General features: G+C 69.1%; 22 protein-coding genes and 1 pseudogene. 19 read left to right on the top strand and 4 right to left on the bottom strand.

Annotated elements, in window-relative coordinates; all coding sequences use genetic code 11:
* On the top strand, positions 1 to 281 hold a 281-nt coding region (locus tag HMPREF2883_RS13640), incomplete at its 5' end, for a transposase family protein (RefSeq protein WP_141759135.1).
* 67 nt (positions 282 to 348) lie between these two features.
* On the opposite strand, the gene HMPREF2883_RS13635 is transcribed toward HMPREF2883_RS13640, so the two are convergent.
* The 3 genes from HMPREF2883_RS13635 to HMPREF2883_RS13625 form a co-directional block, all read right to left on the bottom strand.
* A complete protein-coding gene (locus HMPREF2883_RS13635) occupies positions 349 to 981 on the bottom strand; it encodes a DUF421 domain-containing protein (RefSeq protein ID WP_070663132.1) in 633 nt (210 codons plus the stop codon).
* Between the two features lie 62 nt (positions 982 to 1,043).
* Complete coding sequence (locus HMPREF2883_RS13630; protein ID WP_070663131.1) at positions 1,044 to 2,405, bottom strand: isochorismate synthase; 1,362 nt, start codon at positions 2,403 to 2,405, stop codon at positions 1,044 to 1,046.
* A gap of 34 nt (positions 2,406 to 2,439) precedes the next feature.
* On the bottom strand, positions 2,440 to 3,165 hold the full coding sequence (locus HMPREF2883_RS13625; RefSeq protein ID WP_075371221.1) for a demethylmenaquinone methyltransferase: 726 nt from the start codon (positions 3,163 to 3,165) through the stop codon (positions 2,440 to 2,442).
* 377 nt (positions 3,166 to 3,542) lie between these two features.
* Between HMPREF2883_RS13625 and HMPREF2883_RS13620 the strand changes: the two genes are divergently transcribed.
* From HMPREF2883_RS13620 to HMPREF2883_RS15725, 18 genes are all read left to right on the top strand, one after another.
* Complete coding sequence (locus HMPREF2883_RS13620) at positions 3,543 to 4,844, top strand: geranylgeranyl reductase family protein (protein ID WP_070663129.1); 1,302 nt, start codon at positions 3,543 to 3,545, stop codon at positions 4,842 to 4,844.
* Positions 4,841 to 5,200, top strand: coding sequence for an NADH-quinone oxidoreductase subunit A (ndhC, locus tag HMPREF2883_RS13615; RefSeq protein WP_070663128.1), 360 nt, complete (start codon positions 4,841 to 4,843; stop codon positions 5,198 to 5,200). The genes HMPREF2883_RS13620 and ndhC overlap by 4 nt, the downstream gene beginning before the upstream one ends.
* Positions 5,201 to 5,262: 62 nt before the next feature.
* Positions 5,263 to 5,877 (top strand): NADH-quinone oxidoreductase subunit B, encoded by a 615-nt coding sequence (locus HMPREF2883_RS13610; RefSeq protein WP_176747228.1) that lies wholly within the window; start codon positions 5,263 to 5,265, stop codon positions 5,875 to 5,877.
* Positions 5,874 to 6,650 carry an NADH-quinone oxidoreductase subunit C gene (locus HMPREF2883_RS13605; RefSeq protein ID WP_070663127.1) on the top strand — a complete coding sequence of 259 codons (777 nt, stop codon included), beginning with the start codon at positions 5,874 to 5,876 and terminating at the stop codon, positions 6,648 to 6,650. The genes HMPREF2883_RS13610 and HMPREF2883_RS13605 overlap by 4 nt, the downstream gene beginning before the upstream one ends.
* On the top strand, positions 6,650 to 8,038 hold the full coding sequence (locus HMPREF2883_RS13600) for an NADH-quinone oxidoreductase subunit D (RefSeq protein WP_070663126.1): 1,389 nt from the start codon (positions 6,650 to 6,652) through the stop codon (positions 8,036 to 8,038). Before HMPREF2883_RS13605 ends, HMPREF2883_RS13600 begins: the two co-directional genes overlap by 1 nt.
* Positions 8,038 to 8,808, top strand: coding sequence for an NADH-quinone oxidoreductase subunit NuoE (nuoE, locus tag HMPREF2883_RS13595; RefSeq protein ID WP_070663125.1), 771 nt, complete (start codon positions 8,038 to 8,040; stop codon positions 8,806 to 8,808). Before HMPREF2883_RS13600 ends, nuoE begins: the two co-directional genes overlap by 1 nt.
* Positions 8,805 to 10,136 (top strand): NADH-quinone oxidoreductase subunit NuoF, encoded by a 1,332-nt coding sequence (nuoF, locus tag HMPREF2883_RS13590; protein ID WP_070663124.1) that lies wholly within the window; start codon positions 8,805 to 8,807, stop codon positions 10,134 to 10,136. The genes nuoE and nuoF overlap by 4 nt, the downstream gene beginning before the upstream one ends.
* Positions 10,137 to 10,139: 3 nt before the next feature.
* Positions 10,140 to 12,887: an NADH-quinone oxidoreductase subunit G gene (locus HMPREF2883_RS13585; protein WP_070663123.1), complete on the top strand. Its 2,748-nt coding sequence runs from the start codon at positions 10,140 to 10,142 to the stop codon at positions 12,885 to 12,887.
* Positions 12,884 to 14,536, top strand: coding sequence for an NADH-quinone oxidoreductase subunit NuoH (gene nuoH / locus HMPREF2883_RS13580; RefSeq protein WP_070663122.1), 1,653 nt, complete (start codon positions 12,884 to 12,886; stop codon positions 14,534 to 14,536). Before HMPREF2883_RS13585 ends, nuoH begins: the two co-directional genes overlap by 4 nt.
* On the top strand, positions 14,529 to 15,239 hold the full coding sequence (gene nuoI, locus HMPREF2883_RS13575) for an NADH-quinone oxidoreductase subunit NuoI (RefSeq protein WP_070663121.1): 711 nt from the start codon (positions 14,529 to 14,531) through the stop codon (positions 15,237 to 15,239). The genes nuoH and nuoI overlap by 8 nt, the downstream gene beginning before the upstream one ends.
* Positions 15,236 to 16,234, top strand: coding sequence for an NADH-quinone oxidoreductase subunit J (locus HMPREF2883_RS13570; protein WP_070663120.1), 999 nt, complete (start codon positions 15,236 to 15,238; stop codon positions 16,232 to 16,234). Before nuoI ends, HMPREF2883_RS13570 begins: the two co-directional genes overlap by 4 nt.
* Entirely contained in the window at positions 16,231 to 16,536 is a 306-nt protein-coding gene (gene nuoK / locus HMPREF2883_RS13565) for an NADH-quinone oxidoreductase subunit NuoK (protein ID WP_003787144.1), read from the top strand. Before HMPREF2883_RS13570 ends, nuoK begins: the two co-directional genes overlap by 4 nt.
* A 17-nt stretch (positions 16,537 to 16,553) precedes the next feature.
* Positions 16,554 to 18,548, top strand: a complete 1,995-nt coding sequence (gene nuoL, locus HMPREF2883_RS13560; RefSeq protein ID WP_070663119.1) for an NADH-quinone oxidoreductase subunit L — start codon at positions 16,554 to 16,556, stop codon at positions 18,546 to 18,548.
* A gap of 13 nt (positions 18,549 to 18,561) precedes the next feature.
* Positions 18,562 to 20,166, top strand: coding sequence for an NADH-quinone oxidoreductase subunit M (locus HMPREF2883_RS13555; protein ID WP_070663118.1), 1,605 nt, complete (start codon positions 18,562 to 18,564; stop codon positions 20,164 to 20,166).
* Positions 20,163 to 21,776 carry an NADH-quinone oxidoreductase subunit NuoN gene (nuoN, locus tag HMPREF2883_RS13550; RefSeq protein ID WP_070663117.1) on the top strand — a complete coding sequence of 538 codons (1,614 nt, stop codon included), beginning with the start codon at positions 20,163 to 20,165 and terminating at the stop codon, positions 21,774 to 21,776. The genes HMPREF2883_RS13555 and nuoN overlap by 4 nt, the downstream gene beginning before the upstream one ends.
* The gene (locus HMPREF2883_RS13545; protein WP_070663116.1) at positions 21,773 to 22,879 is read left to right on the top strand and encodes a polyprenyl synthetase family protein; all 1,107 of its coding nucleotides are present in this window, start codon (positions 21,773 to 21,775) and stop codon (positions 22,877 to 22,879) included. Before nuoN ends, HMPREF2883_RS13545 begins: the two co-directional genes overlap by 4 nt.
* A gap of 162 nt (positions 22,880 to 23,041) precedes the next feature.
* Positions 23,042 to 24,103 carry an OmpA family protein gene (locus tag HMPREF2883_RS15730; protein WP_256277506.1) on the top strand — a complete coding sequence of 354 codons (1,062 nt, stop codon included), beginning with the start codon at positions 23,042 to 23,044 and terminating at the stop codon, positions 24,101 to 24,103.
* A gap of 191 nt (positions 24,104 to 24,294) precedes the next feature.
* The gene (locus HMPREF2883_RS15725) at positions 24,295 to 24,642 is read left to right on the top strand and encodes a hypothetical protein (protein ID WP_256277505.1); all 348 of its coding nucleotides are present in this window, start codon (positions 24,295 to 24,297) and stop codon (positions 24,640 to 24,642) included.
* A 12-nt stretch (positions 24,643 to 24,654) separates the two neighbouring features.
* Here the strand turns inward: HMPREF2883_RS15725 and HMPREF2883_RS13535 are convergent.
* Positions 24,655 to 24,984: pseudogene (locus HMPREF2883_RS13535) on the bottom strand (HNH endonuclease); the annotation flags it as partial.

Below are 24,984 nucleotides of genomic sequence, written 5' to 3'. Positions count from 1 at the left end.
TGGACCCCACGGCCCAGCTGATCATCGACGGCACTCTACTCTGGAGTGCTGGTCCTGGGCTGAGAATGATCACCCCCAAGAGAAAACCCCTGAATCTGCCTCTTCACCCAGACGACAAGGCCTACAACAAGACCGTCAACCAGGTCCGCTACAAGATCGAGCGAGTCATCGCCAACATCAAAACCTGGAGAGTCCTGCACACCGGCTACAGGAGACCACTAGACACCTTCCCGGAAACCATCACAGCCGTCCTCGGACTCATATTCACCTACACCCCATGAATAAGCCTCGTGTTGTAATCTGCAGGCAAGGGAAGTACTGTCATCTGACGATCGATAAAGAGGGTTCTTACTGATAAGTCGTCAGGATCAGTTCGCCGTCAACATACTCTCCCAGGAACACGTCCTCATAAGTGTCCACCCCTTTCTTCTTCATCTCCTTCATCAGCCATTCGTCATCCTTTCCGATAACCTCCAGGATGTCGGTCTGCAGCTGTCCGTCTGTGATTAAGGGGAACTTTGGGTTCTCTTCGCCTTCGAGGGTGATAATCAGGTCTCCGTCCTGCTCAACCACGGCTCTTTTCACCTTTTCTGTTGAGTAGACGTTCTGGACTCGAAGCTTGAAAGACACGTCATGAGCACTCAGGCCGACTCGCCTGCAGTTGTTAATGTCAATCTTTCCGTTGTCAATGATGATCAGTGCTTTGCCGTCAATGAGCTGCTTCGCTGTGACGTTGTGCTGCTTGACCCACTTCAGCGTCAGGACAAGTCCGCACCACGTACATAAAATTCCGACGTAGTCCAGTATTTTAATATCATTGTTGTAGATTACGCCTCCGATGATGCCACCCAGGACGTAGTTCTGAACCTGGTCGCTCGCGGATGAAGGGGCCAGGTTTCCTTTCCCTGAAACGTTGATAATTATTGTCAGGGCAAAGAGCCCAATGAGCAGCTTTATCGCCACCAGGATGAATTCATTCACGATTCTCTTGTTTCATATTGAGTTTTGTTGGACTCGTATCGGTGGGTTGTGTCGGGCCGGACTCAGCCCGGCACGCCCAGCGCCCCCAGCATGGGGCGCATCTTGGCGGTCGTCTCCGCCAGCTCATCGACCGGCTCGGAGTCCGGCATGATGCCACCGCCCCCGAACACTCTCGCGGGGGACTGCGGTCCGGGACCCGCCTCGGGCAGCTGGGCGCTGCGCAGCGCAATGCACCACTCGCCCTCACCGTGCCAGTCCACCCAGCCCACGGGCCCGGCGTAACGCCCCCGATCCATGGACTCTGCCTCCTCAATGAGACGCGCCGCCGCCTGAGTCGGCGTCCCGCACACGGCCGCCGTCGGGTGCAGTGCGCCCACCAGTGCCAGCGCCCCGGTGTCCCCGGCGACGACCCCGGTGACGTCACTGGCCAGGTGCAGCACATTCGGCAGCGTCAGGACGAAACGGGCCGGGGCCTCCACCACCGAGCACAGCGGCTCCAGCGCCGTGATCGCCGAGTCCCGGGCCAGCTCATGCTCCCGGTTGTTCTTCTCAGAGCCCTCCAGCCAGGACGCCAGGCGTGCCGTCGCCAGAGCGTCCTGACCAGCATGCCGGCGGGCAGTGCCGGCCAGTACCCTGCTGATGAGGCGCCGATCCCTCAGACGCAGCAGCAGCTCAGGGCTGGCCCCCACCATCCGGTCGACAGCGAAGACCCAGGTGGAGGGATAGTCGCGGGCCAGACGCCGCAGCACCGTGCCGGTGGTCAGCGGCGCGCCCGGGTAGGCCAGCACGTCGCGAGCCAGGACCACCTTGCGGGCCTGCCCCGCGCGCATCCGCTCCTGCGTGGCGCAGACCGCCCGGCACCACTGCTCCTCGCTGAGCGCCCCGGTCTCGACAGTGGCAGCGCCACTGGAGTCCACGGTATCGCCGGCTTGCTCCCGGCCAACCACCGCGCGCGCCTGCGCCACCATCGCCCCCAGGAGCATCTCGGGATCCGGGTGCTCCGGCTCCGCCCCGTCGGCAGCCCCGGGCACCACGGTCGTCAGCCAGGCACCGGAGTCGTCACACCCGACGAGCACCTCGGGAACAATCAGGACCGAGGACTGCTCGGAGCCGGGGGAGAAGGTGATCGTACCCAGCGCCACCGGCCCGGTCCCGGGGCGGACCAGCGCGTCACGCCACCAGGCCGCGCCGACCACGGCCCGCCACGCGGCCCGCAGCGCCTCGATGCGGTCCTCCCCGTGGGCCTCGATCACCAGGGCGCGGCCCAGGCCGATGAGTCCGCGCCCTTCGTGCACCCAGGAGCTGACATCCTCACGGCCCGCCAGCAGATCGATGAGAGCCAGCCCGTCCAGCGCGCCCTCGGGCAGCTCATGGGTGCGGAAGGACAGTTGCGGCGGTGCGACCCGGCAGTGCTCGGCCCTCACGACGTCGGCCCCAGAACCCTGCTCAGGCCGGTTCTCACTGCTCGCCCCGGGTGTGCTCGGGCCGCGTGGCCCGGTGGACCGCGACGATCCCGCCGGAGAGGTTCTTGTAGCCCACGCCCCGCCAACCGGCCTCGTGCATGAGGCCCGCCAGCTCCCGCTGGTCGGGCCAGGCCAGGATCGACTCGCCCAGGTAGTCGTAGGCCTCGGTGTTCGAGGAGACCAGGCGGGCGGCGGCCGGTAGGGCGCTGCCCAGGTAGAAGCGGTACAGGCGGCGGAAGGTCGGCCGGACCGGGGTGGAGAACTCCGCGATGACGATCCGCCCGCCCGGAACCGTCACCCGGCGCATCTCCGACAGCGCCCGCGCCGTGTCCTGCACGTTGCGCAGCCCGTAGGAGATGGTGACGACGTCGAAGCTCTCATCGGCGAAGGGCAGTGCCGTGGCGTCCCCGGCCACGAAGGCGATCTCGGGGTGGCGGCGCTTGCCCTCGGCCACCATGCCGGTGGAGAAGTCGCAGGCCACGACTCCGGCGCCGTCGGCGGCGTACTCCACCGAGGAGGTGCCGGTCCCCGCGGCCAGGTCCAGGACGCGCGTCCCCGGCCTCGCGGCGACGGCCGCGCGCGTCACCCGGCGCCACATGTGCACCTGGAACAGGCTCATCACGTCATTGGACAGGTCGTAGCGGCGCGCGACGGCGTCGAACATCCCGGCGACCTCGCGCGGGTCCTTGGCGAGGCTGGCTCGAAGGGGGGATCGGCTCATGGGGGTCATCATCGCAAATCCCGACCGTGGCAACGCAGCCGAGGCGTGCCGCAGACCGCTCCAGACCGACTTCCGACCACTCAGGGGCCGCTCTAGGACGCAGGTCCCGTCCGACAGTGTTGAAATTCGTCACTCACTTGCAGCGTAATTCGGGAGCGCCGTCATCTGTCGCAGAGACGGGAGCTACCCTGAAGATTGCCGTCACGGCAAGGAAAACCGCTGTTCGCCTCCTGTCTTGGCGCTCTCGTCATGGAGGTGTCAGCCGCCTGGGTACAGTCGGCACGGGCTCCGCCCAGTGCGGGGCCTGCATGACGGTGCCAACTGTGATGCCTACGACAACACCCGCAGTACCAGAAGTGCCGAGGAGGGAAACCCGAGTGACTCAGGCAGCCGCCCAGTCCAGCGCCTCCGCCACTGCCGACGTCATCGTCGTCGGGGCGGGCCCGGCCGGATCCTCGGCGGCCTACCACATGGCCACTCTCGGCCTCGACGTCATCCTGTTGGAGAAGCAGGAGCTCGGCCGGGACAAGGTCTGCGGGGACGGGCTGACCCCCTCGGCCGTGCGCGAGCTGGTCTCCATGGGGATGGACACCACTGGCTGGCAGCGCAACCGCGGCCTGCGCGTCATCGGCGGCGGGCACCTCCTCCACTTCCCCTGGCCGGAGCAGGCCTCCTTCCCGTCCTACGGGATGGCCCGCCCCCGCGCCCTGCTCGACCGCGACCTGGCCGAGCACGCCGCCGCGGCCGGCGCCCGGCTGCTGACCGGCGTGACCGTCACCGGCCCCGTCACCTCACCCACCGGCCGCGTCACCGGCGTTGAGGCCCGCCCCACCAACCGGGTCGCCTACCCCGGCATCGAGGGCCCCACGACCTTCACCGCACCTCTGGTCGTCGACGCCGGAGGCGTCTCGGCCCGCCTGGCCACCGCCGTCGGACGCGCCAAGAACGAGCGCCGCCCCATGGGCGTGGCCGTGCGCGCCTACTTCCGCTCCCCGCGCGCCCAGGACGCCTGGATGGAGTCCCGTCTCGAGTTGTGGGACGGCACGCCCGGCAAGTCCGACCTCCTGCCCGGCTACGGCTGGATCTGGTCCGTGGGGGAGGGGCTGGTCAATGTCGGGCTCGGCTCGGTCTCCTCGCGCGCCCAGGCCACCGCCATCGACTACCGCGCCGTGTTCAACCGCTGGATGGACAACGTCCCGGCCTCCTGGGGCTTCACCAAGGAGAACCAGGTCGGCGGCCTGGTCAGCGCCGCCCTGCCCATGGCCTTCAACCGCAAGCCGCACTACGCCGACGGCCTCATGCTGCTGGGCGACGCCGGAGGCATGGTCTCGCCCTTCAACGGCGAGGGCATCGCCCAGGCCCTCATGTCCGGCCGTCTGGCCGCCCAGGCCGCCGCCCAGGCATCCGCCCGCACGACCACCTCCGGCCGCGAGCAGGTCCTGGCCCAGTACCCCAAGGCCCTCAGCTCCGAGATGGGCGGCTACTACACGCTCGGCCGTGTCTTCGTCGCTCTCATCGAGCACCCCGAGGTCATGCGCCTGTGCACCCGCTACGGGCTGCCGCGCAAGCGCCTCATGAAGCTCGTCACCAAGCTCCTGTCCGACGGGTGGGAGCGCCGCGGCGGCGACGGAATCGACCACTTCATCCAGCTCCTGACAAGGATGGTGCCGGAAGCATGAACCCCTACGCCTCCCTGCTCATCATGGCCGCGGTTGCCCTCGTGGTCGCCGTCGGCGGCCTGGCCCTGAGCGCCATCGTCAGCCCTGCCCGGCGCAACCGGGTCAAGGTCGCCAACTACGAGTGCGGCATCGACCCCACCCCCGCCAACACCGAGCACGGGCGCTTTCCCGTCGCCTTCTACCTGGTGGGTATGACCTTCATCATCTTCGACGTCGAGGTGGTCTTCCTCTACCCCTGGGCCACGGCCTTCGGGCGTCTGGGCTTCTTCGGGCTGGGGGCGGCCGTCCTGTTCATCGGCCTCATCACCGTGCCCTACATCCTCGAGTGGCGTCGCGGCGGACTGGACTGGGACTGAAGCCGCTCTGACCGGCCAGGACCCAGCCACATGATCCCAAGGAGTACACAGCAGTGAAGAGCATGAAAAAGCACAACGCCTTCATGGCGTCCATCCCCTCCAAACGCCACGACCCCCACGCCGCCGCTGCCGCCGAGGTGGACAACCCGGGCTTCCTGCTGACCACCGTCGAGAAGCTCGCGGGCCTGGCCCAGGCCCGCTCCCTGTGGCCCGTCACCATGGGCCTGGCCTGCTGCGCCATCGAGATGATGGCCGCCGGCACCCCCCGCTTCGACATGGCCCGCTTCGGCTGGGAGGTCTTCCGCGCCTCCCCGCGCCACGCCGACGTCATGATCGTCTCGGGCCGCGTCTCCCACAAGATGGCCCCCATCGTGCGCAACGTCTACGACTCCATGCCCGAGCCCAAGTGGGTCATCTCCATGGGGGCCTGCGCCTCCTCGGGAGGCATCTTCAACAACTACGCCGTCGTCCAGGGCTGTGACCACATCGTCCCGGTGGACATCTACCTGCCGGGCTGCCCGCCGCGTCCCGAGATGCTCCTCAACGCCATGCTCGAGCTCACCCGCCAGATCGAGAAGAAGCCGCTGTTCAAGCACCGCGAGGAGATCGCCCGCGCCGTCGAGGCCGCCGCGCTGTCGGCCACCCCCACCCATGAGATGAAGGGCCTGCTGGCATGAGTGAGAAGAACGCCCCGGGACACGACTCGGGCTCCGACGCCCTGTCCGAGACCCCTGAGGTCCCTGCCGTCCCCGAGGTCGCCGGCACCCCCGTGCGCCCCGAGCTGCGTCTGGAGGTCATCGCCGCCCCCGCCGGCCAGTTCGGTGCCTCCGACGCCGGCGACACCACCGGCTACGGCGAGCACCGCAGCGTCGTCACCCTCGCCCCCGCCGCCGTGCGCCCCTACGGCGGCTGGTTCGACGACGTCGTCGACGCCCTCATCGAGGACCTCCAGGAGGCCGGCATCGACCCGGCCGCCGCCATCGAGAAGGTCGTCATCGAGCACGACGAGCTCACCCTGTTCATCGCCCGCGAGCACCTGCTCGACGTCGCCCGCCCCCTGCGCGACGACCAGGACCTGCGCTTCGAGCTGTGCCTGGGCGTCAGCGGCGTCCACTACCCCGAGCTGGCCGGGCGCGAGCTGCACGCCTGTATCCAGTTCATGAGCCTGACCCACGGCGGGCGTCAGCTGCGCCTGCAGGTCGCCTGCCCCGAGAGTGACCCGCACGTGCCCTCCCTCGTCTCGATCTACCCCGGCAACGACTGGCACGAGCGCGAGACCTGGGACCTCATGGGCATCGTCTTCGACGGCCACCCCCACCTGACCCGCACCGCCATGCCCGACGACTGGGCGGGCCACCCCCAGCGCAAGGACTACCCGCTGGGCGGCATCCCCGTCGAGTACAAGGGCGCCCAGACCCCGCCCGCCGACACCCGGAGGTCCTACCGCTGATGAGTACCGCAAGCACCTTCCGCGCCTCCGGCCCCGCCACGGACGAGCTGTCCGCCGGCGCCGAGCAGTTCACCGTCAGCGGCGGGGACTGGGACGACGTCGTCGCCCGGATCGCCGAGCGCGACGAGGCCGACCGCCTGCGCAACGACCGGATCGTCCTCAACATGGGCCCGGTCCACCCCTCCACCCACGGCGTGCTGCGCCTGGTCCTGGAGGCCGACGGCGAGGTCGTCACCGAGGTCCGTGTCGGAACCGGCTACCTGCACACCGGTATCGAGAAGAACATGGAGTACCGCACCTGGGTGCAGGGCGAGACCTTCGTGACCCGCATGGACTACGTGGCCCCCTTCTTCCAGGAGGTCGGCTACGCGCTCGCCGTCGAGAAGCTCCTGGGCATCACCGACGACATCCCCGAGAAGGCATCCGTCACCCGGGTGCTGCTCATGGAGCTCAACCGCATCGCCTCCCACGCCGTGGCCGTGGGTAGTGGCGGTAACGAGATGGGCGGCACCACGCTCATGACCATCGCCTTCCGCTGCCGCGAGAACATCCTCAAGGCCTTCGAGATGGTCTCCGGGCTGCGCATGAACCACGCCTACATCCGCCCCGGGGGACTGGCCCAGGACCTCCCCGAGGGCTTCACCGAGTTCGTGCGCTCGGTCATGCCCGACATCAAGCACGACATCCACGAGCTCGAGCTCCTGCTTCTGGAGAACCCGATCCTCAAGTCCCGTTTCATCGGTGTGGGGGAGATCAGCCTGGCCGGCGCTCTCGCCCTGGGCCTGACCGGGCCGTGCCTGCGCGCGGCCGGCTACCCCCTGGACATCCGGCGCACCAACCCCTACTGCGGCTACGAGACCTACGACTTCCGGGTCCCCACCTACCGGGTCTCCGACTGCTACAACCGCCTGCGCATCCGCCTGGACGAGTGCTACGAGTCCCTCAAGATCGTCTCCCAGTGCCTGGACCGCCTCGACGAGATCGCCGCCCGCGGCGAGGACCCCTCCAACACCACGATGGTGGCCGATCCGACCATCGCCTGGCCCGCCCGCATGTCCATCGCCACCGACGGCCAGGGCCAGTCCCTGGAGCACGTGCGCGAGATCATGGGCAGCTCCATGGAGTCCCTCATCCACCACTTCAAGCTGGTGACCCAGGGCTTCAGGGTCCCGGCCGGGCAGGTCTACCAGACCGTCGAGCACGCCAAGGGAGTCCTGGGCATCCACGCCGTCTCCGACGGCGGCACCCGCCCCTACCGGGTCCACTTCCGTGACCCCTCCTTCTCCAACCTGCAGTCGCTGGCCATGATGGGGGAGGGCGGCATGATCGCCGACCTCGTGCCCGTCCTGGCCTCCATCGACCCCGTCCTGGGAGGCGTGGACCGCTGATGAGCACCACCGAGAACGCAGTCAACCCGGCCGTCGAGACCATCGCCACCGTCAGCGCGGTCGGCCCGGTGGGCACCGTCGCGCAAGTCGCTGTGGCCGCCGGATACAGCGCCGAGGTCGCCCAGGGCCTCCAGGTCGACATCGAGCGGATCATCGCCCGCTACCCGGCGGGCAAGGAGCGCAGCGCCCTCATCCCGATGCTCCACCTCATCCAGTCCGTGGACGGCTACGTCTCGCCGGCCGGCATCTCCCTGTGCGCCGCCCGGCTCGGCCTGGAGCGGGCTGAGGTCAGCGCCGTGGCCACCTTCTACAGCCAGTTCCGCCGCCACCCGGTGGGCACCTACCACGTGGGCGTGTGCACCAACGCCCTGTGCGCCGTCATGGGCGGGGACGAGATCTGGAAGGCGGTCACCGAGCACACCGGCCTGGGCGCCGAGGAGACCAGCGAGGACGGCACCATCAGCCTCGAGCGCGTCGAGTGCAACGCCGCCTGCGACTACGCCCCCGTCGTCATGGTCAACTGGGAGTTCTTCGACAACCAGACCCCCGACTCCGCCGTCGCCATGATCAAGGCCCTCGAGCGCGGCGAGGACGTCGCCCCCACCCGCGGCCCCGAGACCGTCCCCACCTTCCGTGAGAACGAGCGCCTGCTGGCCGGCTTCGAGGACGGCCGCACCGACGAGGGGCGCGGCCCCGGCGAGCCGACCCTGCGCGGCCTGCGCATCGCCCGCGAGCAGGGCTGGACCGCGCCGAAGGAGGAGACCAAGTGAGTGACACCGCCACCTACACCGCGCCGGGAACCCTTACCCCGGTCCTGAGCGACCTGTGGGACCAGGAGCGCTCCTGGACCCTGCAGACCTACCTCGACCACGGCGGCTACGAGGGCCTCAAGCGGGCCAAGACCCTCAGCTGCGAGGACCTCATCGGCCTCATCAAGGACTCCGGCCTGCGCGGACGTGGCGGCGCCGGCTTCCCCACCGGCCTGAAGTGGTCCTTCCTACCCCCGGTCGACGGCGGCCCGCGCTACCTCGTGGTCAACGCCGACGAGTCCGAGCCGGGCACCTGCAAGGACATCCCCACGCTCATGTCCAACCCGCAGGCACTCATCGAGGGCATCGCCATCACCTCCCGGGCCATCGGCGGCGACCACGCCTTCGTCTACCTGCGCGGCGAGGTCCCCCATGTCTACCGCCGCCTGCTCAGCGCCGTGCGTGAGGCCACCGAGTCCGGGCTGCTGGACACCGGCTTCGGCCTCGACGGCCAGCAGCGGCTGCGTATCACCGCCCACGCCGGGGCCGGCGCCTACATCTGCGGTGAGGAGACCGCCCTGCTGGACTCTCTGGAGGGCCGCCGCGGCCACCCCCGCCTCAAGCCGCCCTTCCCCGCCGTCGCCGGCCTCTACGCCCGACCCACGGTGGTCAACAATGTCGAGACCATCGCCTCGGTCCCGGCGATCCTGGCTCGCGGCGCCCAGTGGTACTCCACCATGGGCACCGAGAAGTCCAAGGGCCATGGCATCTTCTCCGTCTCCGGCCACGTGGCCCACCCCGGCCAGTACGAGGCCCCCTTCGGCATCACCATGCGCGAGCTCATCGAGCTCTCCGGCGGCATCCGCCCCGGCCACGAGCTGAAGTTCTGGGTACCGGGAGGCTCCTCGACGCCGATCTTCGGCCCCGACGAGCTCGACGTCCCCCTGGACTACGAGTCCGTGGCCGAGGCCGGTTCCATGCTGGGAACGCGCGCCCTGCAGGTCTTCGACGAGACCGTCTCCGTGGTGCGCGTGGTCACCCGCTGGACCGAGTTTTACCAGCACGAGTCCTGCGGCAAGTGCACCCCCTGCCGCGAGGGCACCTACTGGATGCGTCAGATCATGCTGCGCCTGGAGGCTGGGCGCGGACTGCCCGGCGACGTCGAGAAGCTCGAGTCCATCGCCTCCAACATCGCCGGACGCTCCTTCTGCGCCCTGGGCGACGCCTCCGCCACCCCGGTCCTGACCGGCATCAAGCGGTTCCGCGAGGAGTTCGAGGCCGGCTACACCGCCGCCGCCGACGAGCTCTTCCCCTACGCCGCCTCCTCCGTCTTCGAAAGCGCACGGTGAGCCATGACTGCTGAGACGACCACCAAGAGCTCCGCACCCGCGGCGCCGCCGGCCCCCGAGATGGTCCACATGACCATCGACGGGCTCCCCGTCGAGGTCGAGAAGGGGACCCTCCTCATTCGCGCCGCCGAGCAGGTCGGCGTGCGCATCCCGCGCTTCTGCGACCACCCGCTGCTCGCGCCGTCGGCCAACTGCCGCCAGTGCCTGGTGGAGGTGGCCATGCCGGGGCGCGACGGCGTCGTGCGGCCCATGCCCAAGCCCCAGCCCTCCTGCGCCATGACCGCCATGGAGGGCATGGAGATCTCCACCCAGGCCACCAGCGAGGTCGCCGCCAAGGCCCAGGCCGGCACCATGGAGTTCCTCCTCATCAACCACCCACTGGACTGCCCGGTGTGCGACAAGGGCGGCGAGTGCCCCCTGCAGAACCAGGCCCTGGAGCTCATGGCCTCCGGAGCCCAGTCCGCCACCCGCTTCACCGACGTCAAACGCACCTTCCCCAAGCCGCTGCGCCTGACCAGCAACATCCTGCTGGACCGCGACCGCTGCATCCTGTGCCAGCGCTGCGTGCGCTTCGCCGACCAGATCCCCGGGGACCCCTTCATCGCCCTTCAGGGCCGCGGCGGCGGGCACCCCTCCTTCGACATGGACGGCGAGCCCGAGCACACCGGGGGCCTGTACTCCGAGCAGATCGGGCGCTTCGACGCCCGCGTCCTGGACTTCCACACCGAGGCGACCCAGGAGGGGCTCGACGCCGACCTCCAGACGATCCGCGGCGTGCCCTCCCTGAGCGCACTGGACGACCTGGCCGGCCCCGGCGGCGAGCCCGGCGCCTCCGACGGCACCGACTACGGCCCCGACTTGGGCGCCGGCCGCGAGGACCTGGACGCCTCCGGGCGCCCCTTCGCCTCCTACTTCTCGGGCAACATCATCCAGATCTGCCCCGTGGGCGCCCTGACCTCCGCGAAGTACCGCTTCCGGGCCCGCCCCATGGACCTGGTCTCCACCGACTCGGTCACCGAGCACGACGCCTCCGGCTCCGCCATCCGCGTCGACATGCGCCGCGGCGTCGTCCTGCGCCACCTCGCCGGCAACGACCCCGAGGTCAACGAGGAGTGGATCACCGACAAGGACCGCTTCGCCTTCACCTGGTCCTCCCAGCCCGACCGCCTCACCGTGCCGCTCGTGCGCGACGAGGAGACCGGCGAGCTCATCACCACCTCCTGGTCCGACGCCCTGGACGTGGCCGCCCGGGGACTGGCCCGCGCCGCCTCAGACGGGGGAGTGGGGCTCCTGCCCGGCGGCCGCCTCACCCTGGAGGACGCCTGGGCCTGGTCCCGCTTCGCCCGCACCGTCCTGGGCACCAACGACATCGACCAGCGCGTGCGCGCCCACAGCCAGGAGGAGGACTCCTTCCTGGCCGCCCGCGTGGCCGGCACCGGACTGGGCGCCGTCACCTACCGCCACCTGGAGCGGGCCGGGCAGGTCCTGCTCCTGGGCCTGGAGCCCGAGGACGAGTGCGGCTCGGTGTTCCTGCGCCTGCGCAAGGGCGTGCGCGCCGGCGGCGTCAAGGTGGCCACCGTGACCACCTGCCTGAGCGCCGGCAGCCGCAAGCTCTCCGCCCAGGCCATCCTCACCCCGCCCGGTGAGGAGGCCCGCGTCGTCGCCCACCTCAGCCAGACCCACCCCGAGCTCGTCGAGGCCCTGCGGGCCGACGGCGCCACCATCCTCATCGGTGAGCGCGCCACCCGCGTCCCCGGCCTGCTGAGCGTCGCCGACGCCCTGGCCACCGCCACCGGCGCCCACCTGGCCTGGGTGCCGCGCCGCAGCGGCGAGCGCGGAGGCATCGAGGCGGGCCTGCTGCCCGGCCTCCTGCCCGGCGGGCGCCCCGTGGCCGACCCCGAGGCCCGCGCCCAGGTCGAACGGGCCTGGAACCTGGGACCCGAGCACCTCCTGCCCACGACGCCGGGCCGCGACGCCACCGCCATCCTCTCGGCCCTCCTGGAAGGGAGCCTGGGCGGCGCCGTCGTCGGCGGCATCGACCTGCGCGACTTCCCCGACCCGGGCCTGGCCCGCGCGGCCCTGGCCGCCAGCGGCTTCACCGTCCAGCTCGAGGTGCGCCGCAGCGAGGTCAGCGAGCACGCCGACGTCGTCCTGCCGGTGGCCCCGGCCGTGGAGAAGAACGGCACCTTCGTCAACTGGGAGGGGCGCGTGCGCCCCTTCGGCCAGGCCCACGTCTCGCGCGCCCGCACCGACCGCCAGGTCCTGGGTATGCTCGCCGACGAGATGGGAGTCGACCTCCAGGTCGACGACCTGGTCGTCCTGCACGAGCAGCTCGCCGACCTGGGACTATGGCGCGGGAAGCGCCCGACGGTCGCCTTCGGGCCCGCCCCGGCGGTCTGCACCGGCGCCCCCACCCCCGCCGACGGGGTGGAGGCACGGCTGACCACTCACAAGCCCATGCTCGACGCCGGGCGCCTCCAGGACGGTGAGCCCTTCCTGGCCGCCACCGCCCTGCGCCCCGTCGCCAAGGTGGGCGCCGACCTCGCCCAGCGCCTGTCGCTGACAGCCGGCCAGGAGGTGACCGTGGCGACCGCCACCGGGTCGATCACCCTGCCGGCCGTCGTCGGCGGCGTCAGCGACGGCACCGTGTGGCTGCCCGAGTGCTCGGCCGGATCCACCGTCCACCAGACCCTGGGCGCCGGGCACGGCTCCCAGGTCACCGTGACCCATGCAGCGGAGGTACTGAGGTGAACCCGATCTACGCGGCTCAGGCCGCTGCCGACGACGCCCTGTCCAACGGGGGCGTGACCGCCGACTTCTCCGCCGAGACCTGGTGGCTGACCCTCATCAAGGCCGTCTTCATCGTCGCCTTCCTCATCGTCAGCGTCATCATGGCGCTGTGGGTGGAGCGGCGCGGCCTGGCCCGCATGCAGACCCGCCTGGGCCCCAACGTCAACGGCCCGCTCGGCCTGCTCCAGGCGGTCGCCGACGCCGGCAAGCTCATCATGAAGGAGGACTTCTGGCTCAAGGGGGCCGAGAAGGCCATCTACCTCCTGGCGCCGCTCATCGCCGCCTTCAGCGCCTTCATGGTCTACGCGGTCATCCCCTTCGGGCCCCAGGTGAGCATCTTCGGCCACTCCACGCCCCTGCAGCTGACCGACTTCCCGGTGGCGGTCCTCTACATCCTGGCCATCACCGCCTTCGGCGTCTACGGGATCATCCTGGGCGGCTGGTCCACGCACTCCACCTACCCGCTCTTCGGCGCCGTGCGCAGCGCCGCTCAGGTCATCTCCTACGAGCTGAGCATGAGCCTGTCCATCCTCACGGTGTTCCTGGCCTCGGGGACCATGTCCACCTCCGGGATCGTGACCGCCCAGGAACGCATCTGGTGGGCCGTGGCGATGGTGCCCAGCTTCATCATCTACGTCATCTCCATGGTCGGTGAGGTCAACCGACTCCCCTTCGACCTGCCCGAGGCCGAGGGCGAGCTCGTCGCCGGCCACATGGTCGAGTACTCCTCGATGAAGTTCGCCTGGTACTTCCTGGCCGAGTACATCAACATGTTCAACGTCTCGGCCGTGTGCGTCACCCTGTTCCTGGGCGGCTGGCGCTCGGCGATCCTCAGCCTGTTCTGGGAGGGCGCCAACTCCGGCTGGTGGCCGATGCTGTGGTTCATCGCCAAGGTCTGGGCCGTCATGTTCTTCATGATCTGGACCCGTGGAACCCTCGTGCGTATCCGCTACGACCACTTCATGAAGCTGGGCTGGAAGGTCCTCATCCCGATCTCCCTGGTCTGGTTCGTGCTGGTGGCGGTGGTACGCGCCTTCCGCACCTTCTCGGGCGCCTCCGTGCAGGCACTGCTGCTGCCGATGGCCGTCGTCTTCTGCGTCATCATGTTCATCCTCTTCCTCATCCCCGACAAGGAGGAAGAGGAGGAGCTCTACGAGGACTACGACGACGAGGACGCTGACGACGACGAGGACGTCGAGATCCTGGATGCCGAGGACGACCACGTGGCCTTCCTCGAGGGCTTCCCCGTCCCGCCGTCTCCGGGCACGTCCCTTCCGCCCTCACCGCGGGCCCGCCGCGCCGCCCTGGCAGCGGAGGAGACTGCTGCGACCGATGACTCCCAGCCCGGGGCGGCCACCGCCGTCGGCCTCCTGGAGGACACCGACGTCGAGGACGACGACGTCGAGGACGACGCGGCCGGTTCCGCAGCCTCCGCCGAGTCGCCCGACTCGGCTGACACAGCCGGCCCGGCAGTCCCGACCGGTAAGGACGCAGCCACCGCCCTGCCCACCTTCACCCTTGACCTCAAGGCCGACCCGGCCAGTGACACAGCCACAGACAAGGCCACCGACGAGGCCGCTGAGGCACCCCAGGAGGGAAAAGATGACTGATCGCCCCCACCGTTCCCGGGGCTCGCAGCACGACAAGTGGCTGCGCGACGCTCCCTCCGCCCTGGCCCGGGCCTTCGCGCCCGTGGCCGGCTACGGGGTCACCATCTCCTCGATGTTCCGCCCCGTGGTCACCGAGCAGTACCCCTTCGAGCCGCCGCAGGTGATGCCCCGCTACCACGGGCGCCACCAGCTCAACCGCTACGACGACGGCCTGGAGAAGTGCGTCGGCTGCGAGCTGTGCGCCTGGGCCTGCCCCGCCGACGCGATCTACGTCGAGGCCGCCTCCAACGAGCCCGGCGCCCAGTACTCGCCCGGCGAGCGCTACGGGCGCGTCTACCAGATCAACTACCTGCGCTGCATCTTCTGCGGCATGTGCATCGAGGCCTGCCCCACCCGGGCCCTGACCATGTCCACCGACTTCGATGAGCTCGTCGGCCCCGGCCGCGAGGGCCTCATCTACGAGAAGGAGGACCTGCTGGCCCCCGTGCCCGAGGGCGCCGTGTCCGCGCCCCATCCCATGGTCGAGGGCACCGAGGACAGCGACTACTACCGCGGGAAGGTCGTCGGCTCCACCCAGGCCCAGATCGACTGGGTGCGGACCCACCGACCCGAGGACCCCAGCCTGGGCGCCGCCCGCGCCAAGGCCGCCCCCACCGCCTCCGGCCGGGGCAGCCGTCACACCGTGAAGGGAGCCCTGCGATGAGCACCCTGCTGATGACCGGAGCCTCCGCCGCCGCCCCGGCCGCCCTGACTCAGGACGGTCACCTGGGGCTGGGCGAGGCGATCATCTTCGGCGTCGTCGCCCTGGTCACCGTGGCCTGCGGCATTGGCGTCCTGACCGCCAAGCGCGCCGTGAACGCCGCCATCAACATGATCGGCATCATGGTCTCGCTGGCCGTCCTCTACATCGTCAACGAGTCGCCCTTCATGGGTATCACCCAGGTCGTGGTCTACACCGGTGCCGTCATGACCCTCGTCCTGTTCGTCATCATGCTCGTGGGCGTCGGCGGCGACGAGCCGGTGGGTGCCGTCGGCACCGTCATGAGGCGCCCGGTCCTCATCCTCCTGGGTCTGGGGCTGGTCGGTGCCCTGACCGCCGTCGTGTGGCGCTCCACCCTGCCCACGCCGGTCGGCCTCAAGGACGGCGCCAAGGCCGCCCCCGACCTGCTGGCCGTCACGCTCTACCACGACCACGTCGTCGCCATGGAGCTGACCGCCATCCTGCTCATTGTGGCCGCCGTCGGCGCCCTGACCCTCACTCACCGCCAGCGCATCCGGGCCCGGCTCAGCCAGCGCGGGATGGCCGCCGGCAAGATGCAGGACTACGCCACCAAGGGCGCCCACCCAGGCCAAAAGCCCATGCCCGGTGTCTACGCCTCCACCAACTCCGCCGCCGCCCCGGCCCTGGACGCCCAGGGCGAGGCCGTCGAGGAGTCCGTGCCCCGGGTCCTGCGGGCTCGCGGCCAGGGCCTGGAGCTGTCCGACGTCTCCCCGGAGATGGGCCGGGCCCAGCGCTCGGGCACGATCGTCTCGCGCCTGGCCGGTGCCGACCAGGACGGCGCAGCCGACGGCCCCCGGGACCGCCGCTCCGGGATGCCTTCCATGCCCGGTGCCGCCGCACCCGCCGTTAAGCAGCCCGTCCTCAGCGATGACGGGGCAGCCGAGCCGGCCGCCTCGGAACAGAAGGAGGAGAAGTGAGTCTCCCCATCACCGTCTACCTCATCCTGGCCGGGGTGCTGTTCACCCTGGGGGCGCTTACGGTGCTGCTGCGCCGCAACGCCATCATCGAGCTCATGGGCGTTGAGCTCATGCTCAACTCCGTCAACCTCGTCCTGGTGACCTTCTCCCGGATCCACGGCAACCTCACCGGTCAGGTCTTCGCCTTCTTCGTCATGGTGGTGGCCGCCGCCGAGGTCGTGGTGGGTCTGAGCATCGTCGTATCCATCTTCCGCACCCGCAGGTCCACGTCGGTCGACGACGAGAACCTGCTCAAGAACTGAGGGGAGAGACCACCGACATGCTTCCCGCTCCTGTCACCGCCGTTGTGACGCCCCTGACTGAGGCCACTGGCCTGGCCTCCTGGGCCTGGCTGCTCATCGCCGTCCCCGCGGTCTCCGCCGCCTTCCTGCTGCTGGCCGGCCGCCGCTTCAACGCCTGGGGCCACTGGCTGGGCCTGGCCGCCTCCTTCGCCGTCGCCTGCCTCGGCGTGGGCATCCTCGTGCAGGTCCTGGGCCTGCCCGCCGAGGAACGCGTCATCGGCCTGCCCCTCTACCAGTGGTTCTCCGCCGGGAACCTGAGTATCGACGTCGGCCTGCGCCTGGACCCGCTGTCGCTGACCTTCGTCACCCTGGTCACCTGCGTCGGCTTCCTCATCCACCTGTACTCGGTGGCCTACATGGCCCGCGACCGCGACCGGCGGCGCTTCTTCGCCTACCTCAACCTCTTCATCGCCGCGATGCTCACCCTGGTCCTGGGGGACTCCTACATCGTGCTCTTCGTCGGCTGGGAGGGCGTGGGCCTGGCCTCCTACCTGCTCATCGGCTTCTGGAACACCGCCGACGCCGACGCCCCCCAGGGCGAGCAGGCCACCAGCCGCGAGAACGCCGCCGCCGCCAAGAAGGCCTTCGTCATGAACCGCGTGGGCGACGTCGGCCTGCTGCTGGCCATGATGACGATGGTCGGCCAAATCGGCTCGGTCTCCTTCGACGCCGTCTCCGCCGCCGCCCTCGACGGCTCGGTGAGCACCGGCTGGCTCACCGCCATCGGCTTCTTCCTGCTCCTGGCGGCCTGCGGTAAGTCCGCCCAGTTCCCCCTCCAGGCCTGGCTGGGTGACGCCATGGCCGGCCCCACGCCGGTCTCGGCCCTCATCCACGCCGCCACCATGGTCACCGCCGGCGTCTACCTCATGGTCCGCTCCTCCGCCGTCTTCGAGGGCGCCCCCAGCGCCCAGACGGCCGTGGCCGTCGTCGGCGCCATCACCCTGCTGCTGGGGGCCGTCATCGGAAGCGCCAAGGATGACATGAAGAAGGTCCTGGCCGCCTCCACCATGAGCCAGATCGGCTACATGATGCTGGGCGCTGGCCTGGGCCCGATCGGCTACGCCTTCGCCATCTTCCACCTGCTCACCCACGGCTTCTTCAAGGCCCAGCTCTTCCTGGGGGCCGGCTCGGTCATGCACGCCATGGGCGACCAGGTCAACATGCGCCGCTTCGGCGGCCTGCGCGGCGCCATGACGATCACCTGGGTCACCATGGGCATCGGCTGGCTCGCCATCCTGGGGGTGCCGCCCTTCTCCGGCTTCTGGTCCAAGGACCGCCTCATCGAGGCCGCCTTCGTCGGCGAGGGCACCAAGCCCTGGATCCTGGGGACCATCGCCCTGCTGGGCGCGGGCCTGACCGCCTTCTACATGTCCCGCCTGTTCTTCATGATCTTCCACGGAAAGCAGCGCTGGACCACCAAGGAGGACCTGGAGGGCGAGGTCCACCCCCACGAGTCCGGCTGGCTCATGACGCTGCCGCTGATCGTCCTGTCCGTGTTCTCCGTGGGCCTGGGCGGGCTGCTGACCTACAACAACATGTTCGTCACCTGGCTGGAGCCGGTCACCGGTCACGCCGAGCACGGCGAGCCGGTCCTGCCGGCCGCCGTCATCATGGGCGCCACCCTCGCCCTGGTCGTCGTCGGGGTTCTCGTGGCCTGGTGGATGTACGTGCGCCGCCCGGTGCCCGTCGTCCTGCAGCCCGCCAACCCCCTGGTGGAGGCCGCCCGCAAGGACATGTACCAGGACGCCGTCAACGAGGCCCTGGCCATGCGCACCGGCCAGGGACTGGTCCTGGCCACCGACGCCGTCGAGCGCTACGTCGTCGACGGCGCCATCGAGGGTGCCGCCGCCGGCACCGGCGCCCTGGGGCGCCTGACCCGCCGCACCGAGTCCGGGTACGTGCGCTCCTACGCCGGCTACATGCTGGCCGGAACGGTCCTCGTACTCATCGCCGTCCTGGCCGCCAGGTTCTGAGAGGACACGACACATGCCGACTCTTCCCGCATCGCTGCCCGTCCTGACCGTCATGGCGGTCACGCCGCTGGCCGGGGCGCTCCTGCTGTGGCTGGTCCCGCCGCTGCGCCGGCTCCACGCCCGCGCCGTGGGCCTCGTGTTCTCCCTGGCGGTCCTCGCCCTGGGCCTGTGGGCGTTGAGCGCCTTCGAGCTGGCTCAAGCCAGCACCGTCCAGCTGACCGACACCCACTCCTGGATCCCCGCCATCGGCGCCTCCTGGGCACTGGGCGTCAACGGCCTGGGCCTGTCCATGGTGCTGCTGGGCGCCTTCGTCACGCCCCTGGTGCTGCTCGCCTCCTGGGGTGAGGTCCCCGCCGACCGGCAGGGCCTGTTCACTGGGCTCGTCCTGACGTTGGAGTTCTTCGTCGTCGTCATCTTCTCGGCCCGGGACCTGCTCCTGTTCTACCTGTGCTTCGAGGCGATGCTCATCCCGGTGTACTTCCTCATCGGCTGCTTCGGCGGGCAGAATCGTCAGCGAGCCGCCCTGAAGTTCCTCCTGTACTCCCTGGCCGGCGGGCTCATCATGCTCATCGGCGTCATCGCCGTCTACCTGCACTCCGCCAAGAACGGCACCCCCAGCTTCCTCATCGACTCGGTGGCCGCCAACCTGCACGTGTCCACCTCCGCCGGTCACTGGATCTTCCTGACCTTCTTCATCGCCTTCGCCATCAAGGCGCCGCTGGTCCCGGTCCACACCTGGCTGCCCGACACCGCCGAGCAGGCCACCCCGGGCACCTCGGTGCTGCTCATCGGCATCCTGGACAAGATCGGCACCTTCGGGATGATCACCCTGGTTCTGCCGATCTTCCCCGAGGCCTCCCGCTGGGCCGCCCCGGTGATCCTGATCCTGGCGGTCGTCTCCATCATCTACGGGGGCCTGGCCGCCATCGCCCAGGACAACCTCTACCGCCTCATCTCCTACACCTCCGTGAGCCACTTCGGCTTCATGGTCCTGGGGATCTTCATCGGCAACCAGGTGGCCGCCAACGGCGCCATGGTCTACATGGTGGCCCACGGGCTGTCCATCGCCGGCCTCTACCTGGTCACCGGCTTCATGGCCCGGCGCACCGGGACGGTCGCCATCAGCGAGCTCGGCGGCATCGCCCGGGTCATGCCGTTGGTGGCAGGCACCTTCCTGGTCAGTGGGCTGGCCTCCATCGCCCTGCCGGGCCTGAGCGGGTTCGTGCCCGAGTGGATGGTGCTCTCCGGCACCTTCTCGGTCTCGTTGGCCCTGGGTGGTGCGGCCGTCGTCGGCGTCGTCATCGCCGCCGTCTACATGCTGCTGCCCTACCAGCGGGTCTTCACCGGGGCGCCCGCCCCCGAGCGCGTGGGCAGCCCCGACCTCGACGGGCGCGAGCGCCTCGTCGTCGTCCCCATCATCGCCGCGATGCTCGCGCTCGGACTGGCGCCCGGCGTCTTCACGTCCGCCTTCGACGACGTCGCCCGGCAGGTCGCGCTCACGGTGACCAGCTCCTCGCAGGCTGACGCCTCAGCCCGCGGCGCCGGTGACAGCCCCGATGCCGGCGGTGCGACTGAAGTGCCCGCCGCCTCCACCGCTACGGAAGGGAACACCAAGTGAGCCCCTCAGCCACTGCCCCGATCGTCAACTGGGACGCCCTGACACCGGTCCTCATCATCCTGGGCGCCGGTGTCCTGGGTGTCCTCGTGGAGGCCTTCATCGCCCGGCCCGCCCGTCTGGCCATCCAGTCCACGCTGAGCTTCCTGGCCATCCTGGCCTCCGGGGTCTCCCTGTTCCTGCGCTGGGGCGAGGTCAAGGCCGCCGGGGCCGCCGCCGCTGCCGTGCCCCAGTTCCAGCTCCCCAAGGGCTTCCTGCCGGGCGCCCGCATGTCCGCGGGCCTGACCGAGGACCCCTTCTCCATCGCCGCCCAGGGCATCCTCCTGGTCATCGGGCTGCTGGCCGTCCTGGTGATGGCCGACCGCACCTCCGTCGGCGACGGGGCCTTCGCGGCCCAGGCCGCAGACCGGCCTGGCAGCGCGGAGGAGAGTGAGTCCATCCTGGCCGGGTGGACCACGACCGAGGTCTTCCCCCTGACCCTGTTCTCACTGGGCGGCATGATGCTCTTCGGGGCCAGCAGCGACCTCATCACGCTGTTCGTCATCCTGGAGATGATCTCCCTGCCGCTGTACATCCTGGCTGCCACCGCCCGCCACCGCCGGCTGCTCAGCCAGGAGGCGGCGCTGAAGTACTTCGTGCTGGGTGCCTTCGCATCCGCCTTCCTCCTCATGGGCTCGGCCCTGCTCTACGGGGTGGCCGGCGCCGTCGACTACAAGACCCTGGGCGAGGCCGTGAGCAGCGCGGCGGGGCAGGACTGGCTCATCCTGGCCGGTCTCATGCTGGTGATCGTCGGCCTGCTGTTCAAGGTGGCGGCCGTGCCCTTCCACGCCTGGAGCCCTGACGTCTACCAGGGCGCCCCCACCCCGGTCACCGGCTTCATGGCCGCCGGGGTCAAGGCCGCCGCCTTCCTGGCCCTGGTGCGCTTCTACTACATGATCGCCGGCGCCATGGGCTGGGACCTGGCCCCCGCCCTGTGGGCCGTGGCGGCCCTGACCATGCTCCTGGGCACCGTCGTCGGTGTGGTTCAGCGCGACGTCAAGCGCATGCTCGCCTACTCGGCCATCGCCCACGCCGGCTTCATGCTCATCGGGATCCTGGCCTACTCCAAGGCGGCGATCTCCGCGCTCAGCTTCTACGCCCTGACCTACGGGATCGCCACCGTGGGGGCCTTCGGCATCATCACCCTGGTGCGCTCCAACCGTGACGGCTCCGTGGGCGGTGAGGACGGTGACCTGGAGGCCTTCAAGGGCCTGGGACGCCGCAGCCCCTGGGCGGCCGGAGCCATGACCGTCTTCCTGCTGTCCTTCGCCGGAGTGCCCCTCACGGCCGGCTTCATGGCCAAGTTCCGGCTCTTCGCCGCCGGCCTGAGCGGCAACGGGACGCCCGTCGTCATCCTCGCCATCGTCTGCTCGGCCGTGACCGCCTTCTTCTACATGAGGCTCATTGTGCTCATGTTCTTCCATGAGCCGGCCGGCGAGCGCTCCGTGGTCGTGGCCAGCCGCGGCCCGATCATCCTGGCGGTCAGCGTTGCGGTGATGGCCACAATTGGGCTGGGCGTTTTGCCGCAGGCCGCCTTCGACCTGTTCGACCAGACGGCTATGCTCCTTCCGTGATCGGATCACTGCCGCTGAGCGCCCCCGAGCTGGAGTCGCGCATCACCCCCGCTCTCCAGGCCATTGAGGACCGCCTCATGGAGGTGGTCACCAGCGCTGACGAGACCATCAACCCGCCAACCTCGCACCTGGCTGAGGCCGGGGGCAAGCGCCTGCGCCCGGTCCTGGCCCTGCTGACCGCCCAACTCGGCGACCCGGCCCTGGCCACCGGTGAACAGATCCGCGACGCCGGCGTGGCCGTGGAGCTGACCCACATCGCCACCCTCTACCACGACGACGTCATGGACGAGGCCCCGCTGCGCCGAGGCGCCCCGAGCGCCCAGACCGTGTGGGGCAACTCCGCCGCCATCCTCACCGGCGACGTCCTCGTGGCCCGCGCCTCCCAACTGGTGGCGGCGCTCGGCCCGCAGGCCGTCATGGCCCACGCCAAGACCTTTGAGCGCCTGTGCATGGGCCAGCTCCATGAGACCCTGCCGCGCCCGGCGGGTACCGACCCGGTGGACCACTACATCCAGGTCCTGGCGGACAAGACCGGCTCCCTCATCGCAGTGTCCGCCCGCTACGGGGCGATGCTCACCGGTGCCGGTGCGCGTACCGAGCAGATCGTGGAGGAGTTCGGTGAGCGGATCGGTGTGGCCTTCCAGCTGGCCGACGACGTCATCGACCTCATGAGCGACTCGGCCACCACCGGCAAGACCCCCGGCACCGATCTGCGCGAGGGCGTGGACACCATGCCGGTGCTGCTCCTGCGCAAGGCCCTGGCGGCCGGCGAGCTCGACGCCGCCGGCCAGGCCATCCTCTCGCGCCTGTCCACCGGTGACCTCTCCGACGACGCCTTCCTGGCCGACGTCGTCGCTCGCCTGCGAGAGCACCCCGTCCTGGCCCGTACCCGCGAGATGGCCATGGCCTGGGCGGCTCAGGCGGTTGAGGGCCTGGAGGGTCTGGAGGAGGCTGCCCTTGACGGGACCCGGCAGCGCCTGGCCCGGGCCGGCGTCGAGGGCGAGACTGCCGTGGCGGCTATGGCTGACGCCGGTGAGCGGGTGAGGCAAGTGCGTGTAGCTATGGAGGACTTCGCCCGCATCCTCGTGGACCGGGCCGCCTGAGCATCCGACCTGGGAGCCGATGAGGCTTTGCAGCTACCCATGACTCCCCATGGGTTCATGGGGAGCCGATGGGGAGTGGTGGGTAGTTCCCCATCGTGGGTACTGGATTGCGGTGCATAGGGTGCCAAGTACGTGTCCCCAATGCGTTGAAAGGTTCCCGACATGCCGTCCTCCATGCCGATGTCTTCTGAAACCTGCGCCCGACTGACCCGACGTGGTGTCCTGACCCTGCCCGCCCTGGCCGGTGCGGGGACTGTTCTGGCAGGTTGTGGGGCGCTCAAGAAGGGCAGCTCCGCCTCCTCTGGGAAGAGCTCGGGTGCCGCGTCCCCGCGTGCTGCTGCCACCGCGACTGGCCCCCACGGCGGGATCATGCTGGATGCGGGATGGAAGGGTGTGCCGCTTTCGGTTGAGGTGGGGCCTGCCGTCGTCAAGGACAAGTACGCAATCGTGCGTCTGGGCATCGTGGTGAGTTCAAAGGCCAAGAGGGTTCCGAAGGATCTGACTGTCAGTCAGACATTCGAGACCAAAAGTAACTGGTCTTCAATGCGAGGCCTGAAAATGCTGTCGATGGAGAAAGGGCTGGTGTTCCCGGAGCTGAGTACAAGGGGGGACGGGCTCACCGACTCCCTGACGAAGGACAAGCCTGTGGAACTGTTTCCGGTCTTCATGGCGCCCGGAGACGGTGTGAAGACAGTTGAGCTGTTTATGCCGCAGATGACAGTGGCGATCGGGATTCCGGTTGTGGAAGCAAGTGCTGTCGACTACTCGGTTGATGATGTCCTTGCCAAGGCGGAGCTCGATGAGGCGGATCCCGGCCCCTTTGCAATGAATAGCATTGTTCTTTCTGCTGACGGTTCGTCGGACACGAAGAAGAATGAGAAGTCGACAACGGTGACGGTGGATGGGGATGTCACCTTCGAGACTGACTCCGATCAGCTCTCGGCCCAGGCTGATGCCGTACTGGCCAATGTGGTGGAGCAGATCAAGAAGTACCCCTCTGGAGGGGATCTGACGATCACGGGTCACACCGACGACGTGGCTGATGATGCGCACAACCAGGATCTGTCGGAGCGGCGCGCCAAGGCGGTGTCGGACCGGCTCAAGAAGCTGACGGACTTGTCCACATGGAAGGAGTCGGTCTCGGGCAAGGGGAGTCTGCTCCGCGGGTACCAAACGACTCCGACGAGCACCGGCAGGCTAACCGTCGTGTGGAGATCACGTTGATGCCCTCAAAGCCCGCCGAGGCCAGTGTGCCACCGAGTGCGAGTGCGGTACCGTCGTCGACTGCGATGCCGAAGCCTGTCGGTCCTGTGGGTAAGGGGCCTGATGGTGTCGACGTGAAAGTCGGTGGTAAGACCGTCCGTATGTCGATTAATGGCGTCTTCCGTGTTGGAGGGTATCTCGCAGGAACTCTCATGCTGACTGCATCGGAGAGGGTTTATGTTGACAACTGGGAGTTCCTGATTCCGCCGGAGATTGAGGGACCTCATTCCTGGGATGGTTGGATGATGGGTGTCTATAACCTCACGCTTCTTAGTGCTGGTCAGCGATATCTGGGGGTCGATTATTCGTATTCTGATGGGAGCTGGGTGATGCTTTCCAATGATTTCGTGTTTGAGATCCAGCCCGGTGAGGCGACACGTTTTCCGGTTGTGTGGCCAGATACGGGGGAGGACTCTGTCACATTGGATTTGCCCGCGGGCGGGGGAGTCTGGGAACGTGTTGCTGCCCGCCTCACCGACATTCCGGTCGTCAACGCGTAGCGGCCCGGTCGCTTAGAAGGGCGGGGCCTCGTCAATGAGGGGCGCCAGTCCGAGGGTGTGGGCGGCCTGGGGGTAGGGGGTGGGCTCGTAGTCTCCAGCTCTCTGGCCGGGGCGGGGGCCGCGAGTCTCGAACCGGGCCCTGCCGCTGCGGCTGCGGCTGCGGCTGGTGTTGGTGTTGGTGCTGAGACTGGTGTGGTTGTGGGCCTGATTGTCGAGTGTTCTGTCAAGGGCCCGGTTGAGGCGGTTGAGGATGTCGGGGCTGATCTGCTGGCTCAGGTCGGCCGGGACGACCGAGCCGGGGACGTAGCGCTGGTGGGGGCCGACCCTCTTGGGGTGGCGGGT

The sequence above is a fragment of the Actinomyces sp. HMSC075C01 genome, assembly GCF_001812965.1.
Lineage (GTDB): Bacteria > Actinomycetota > Actinomycetes > Actinomycetales > Actinomycetaceae > Actinomyces > Actinomyces acetigenes.
This window is presented reverse-complemented; position numbering and strand designations above follow the sequence as displayed.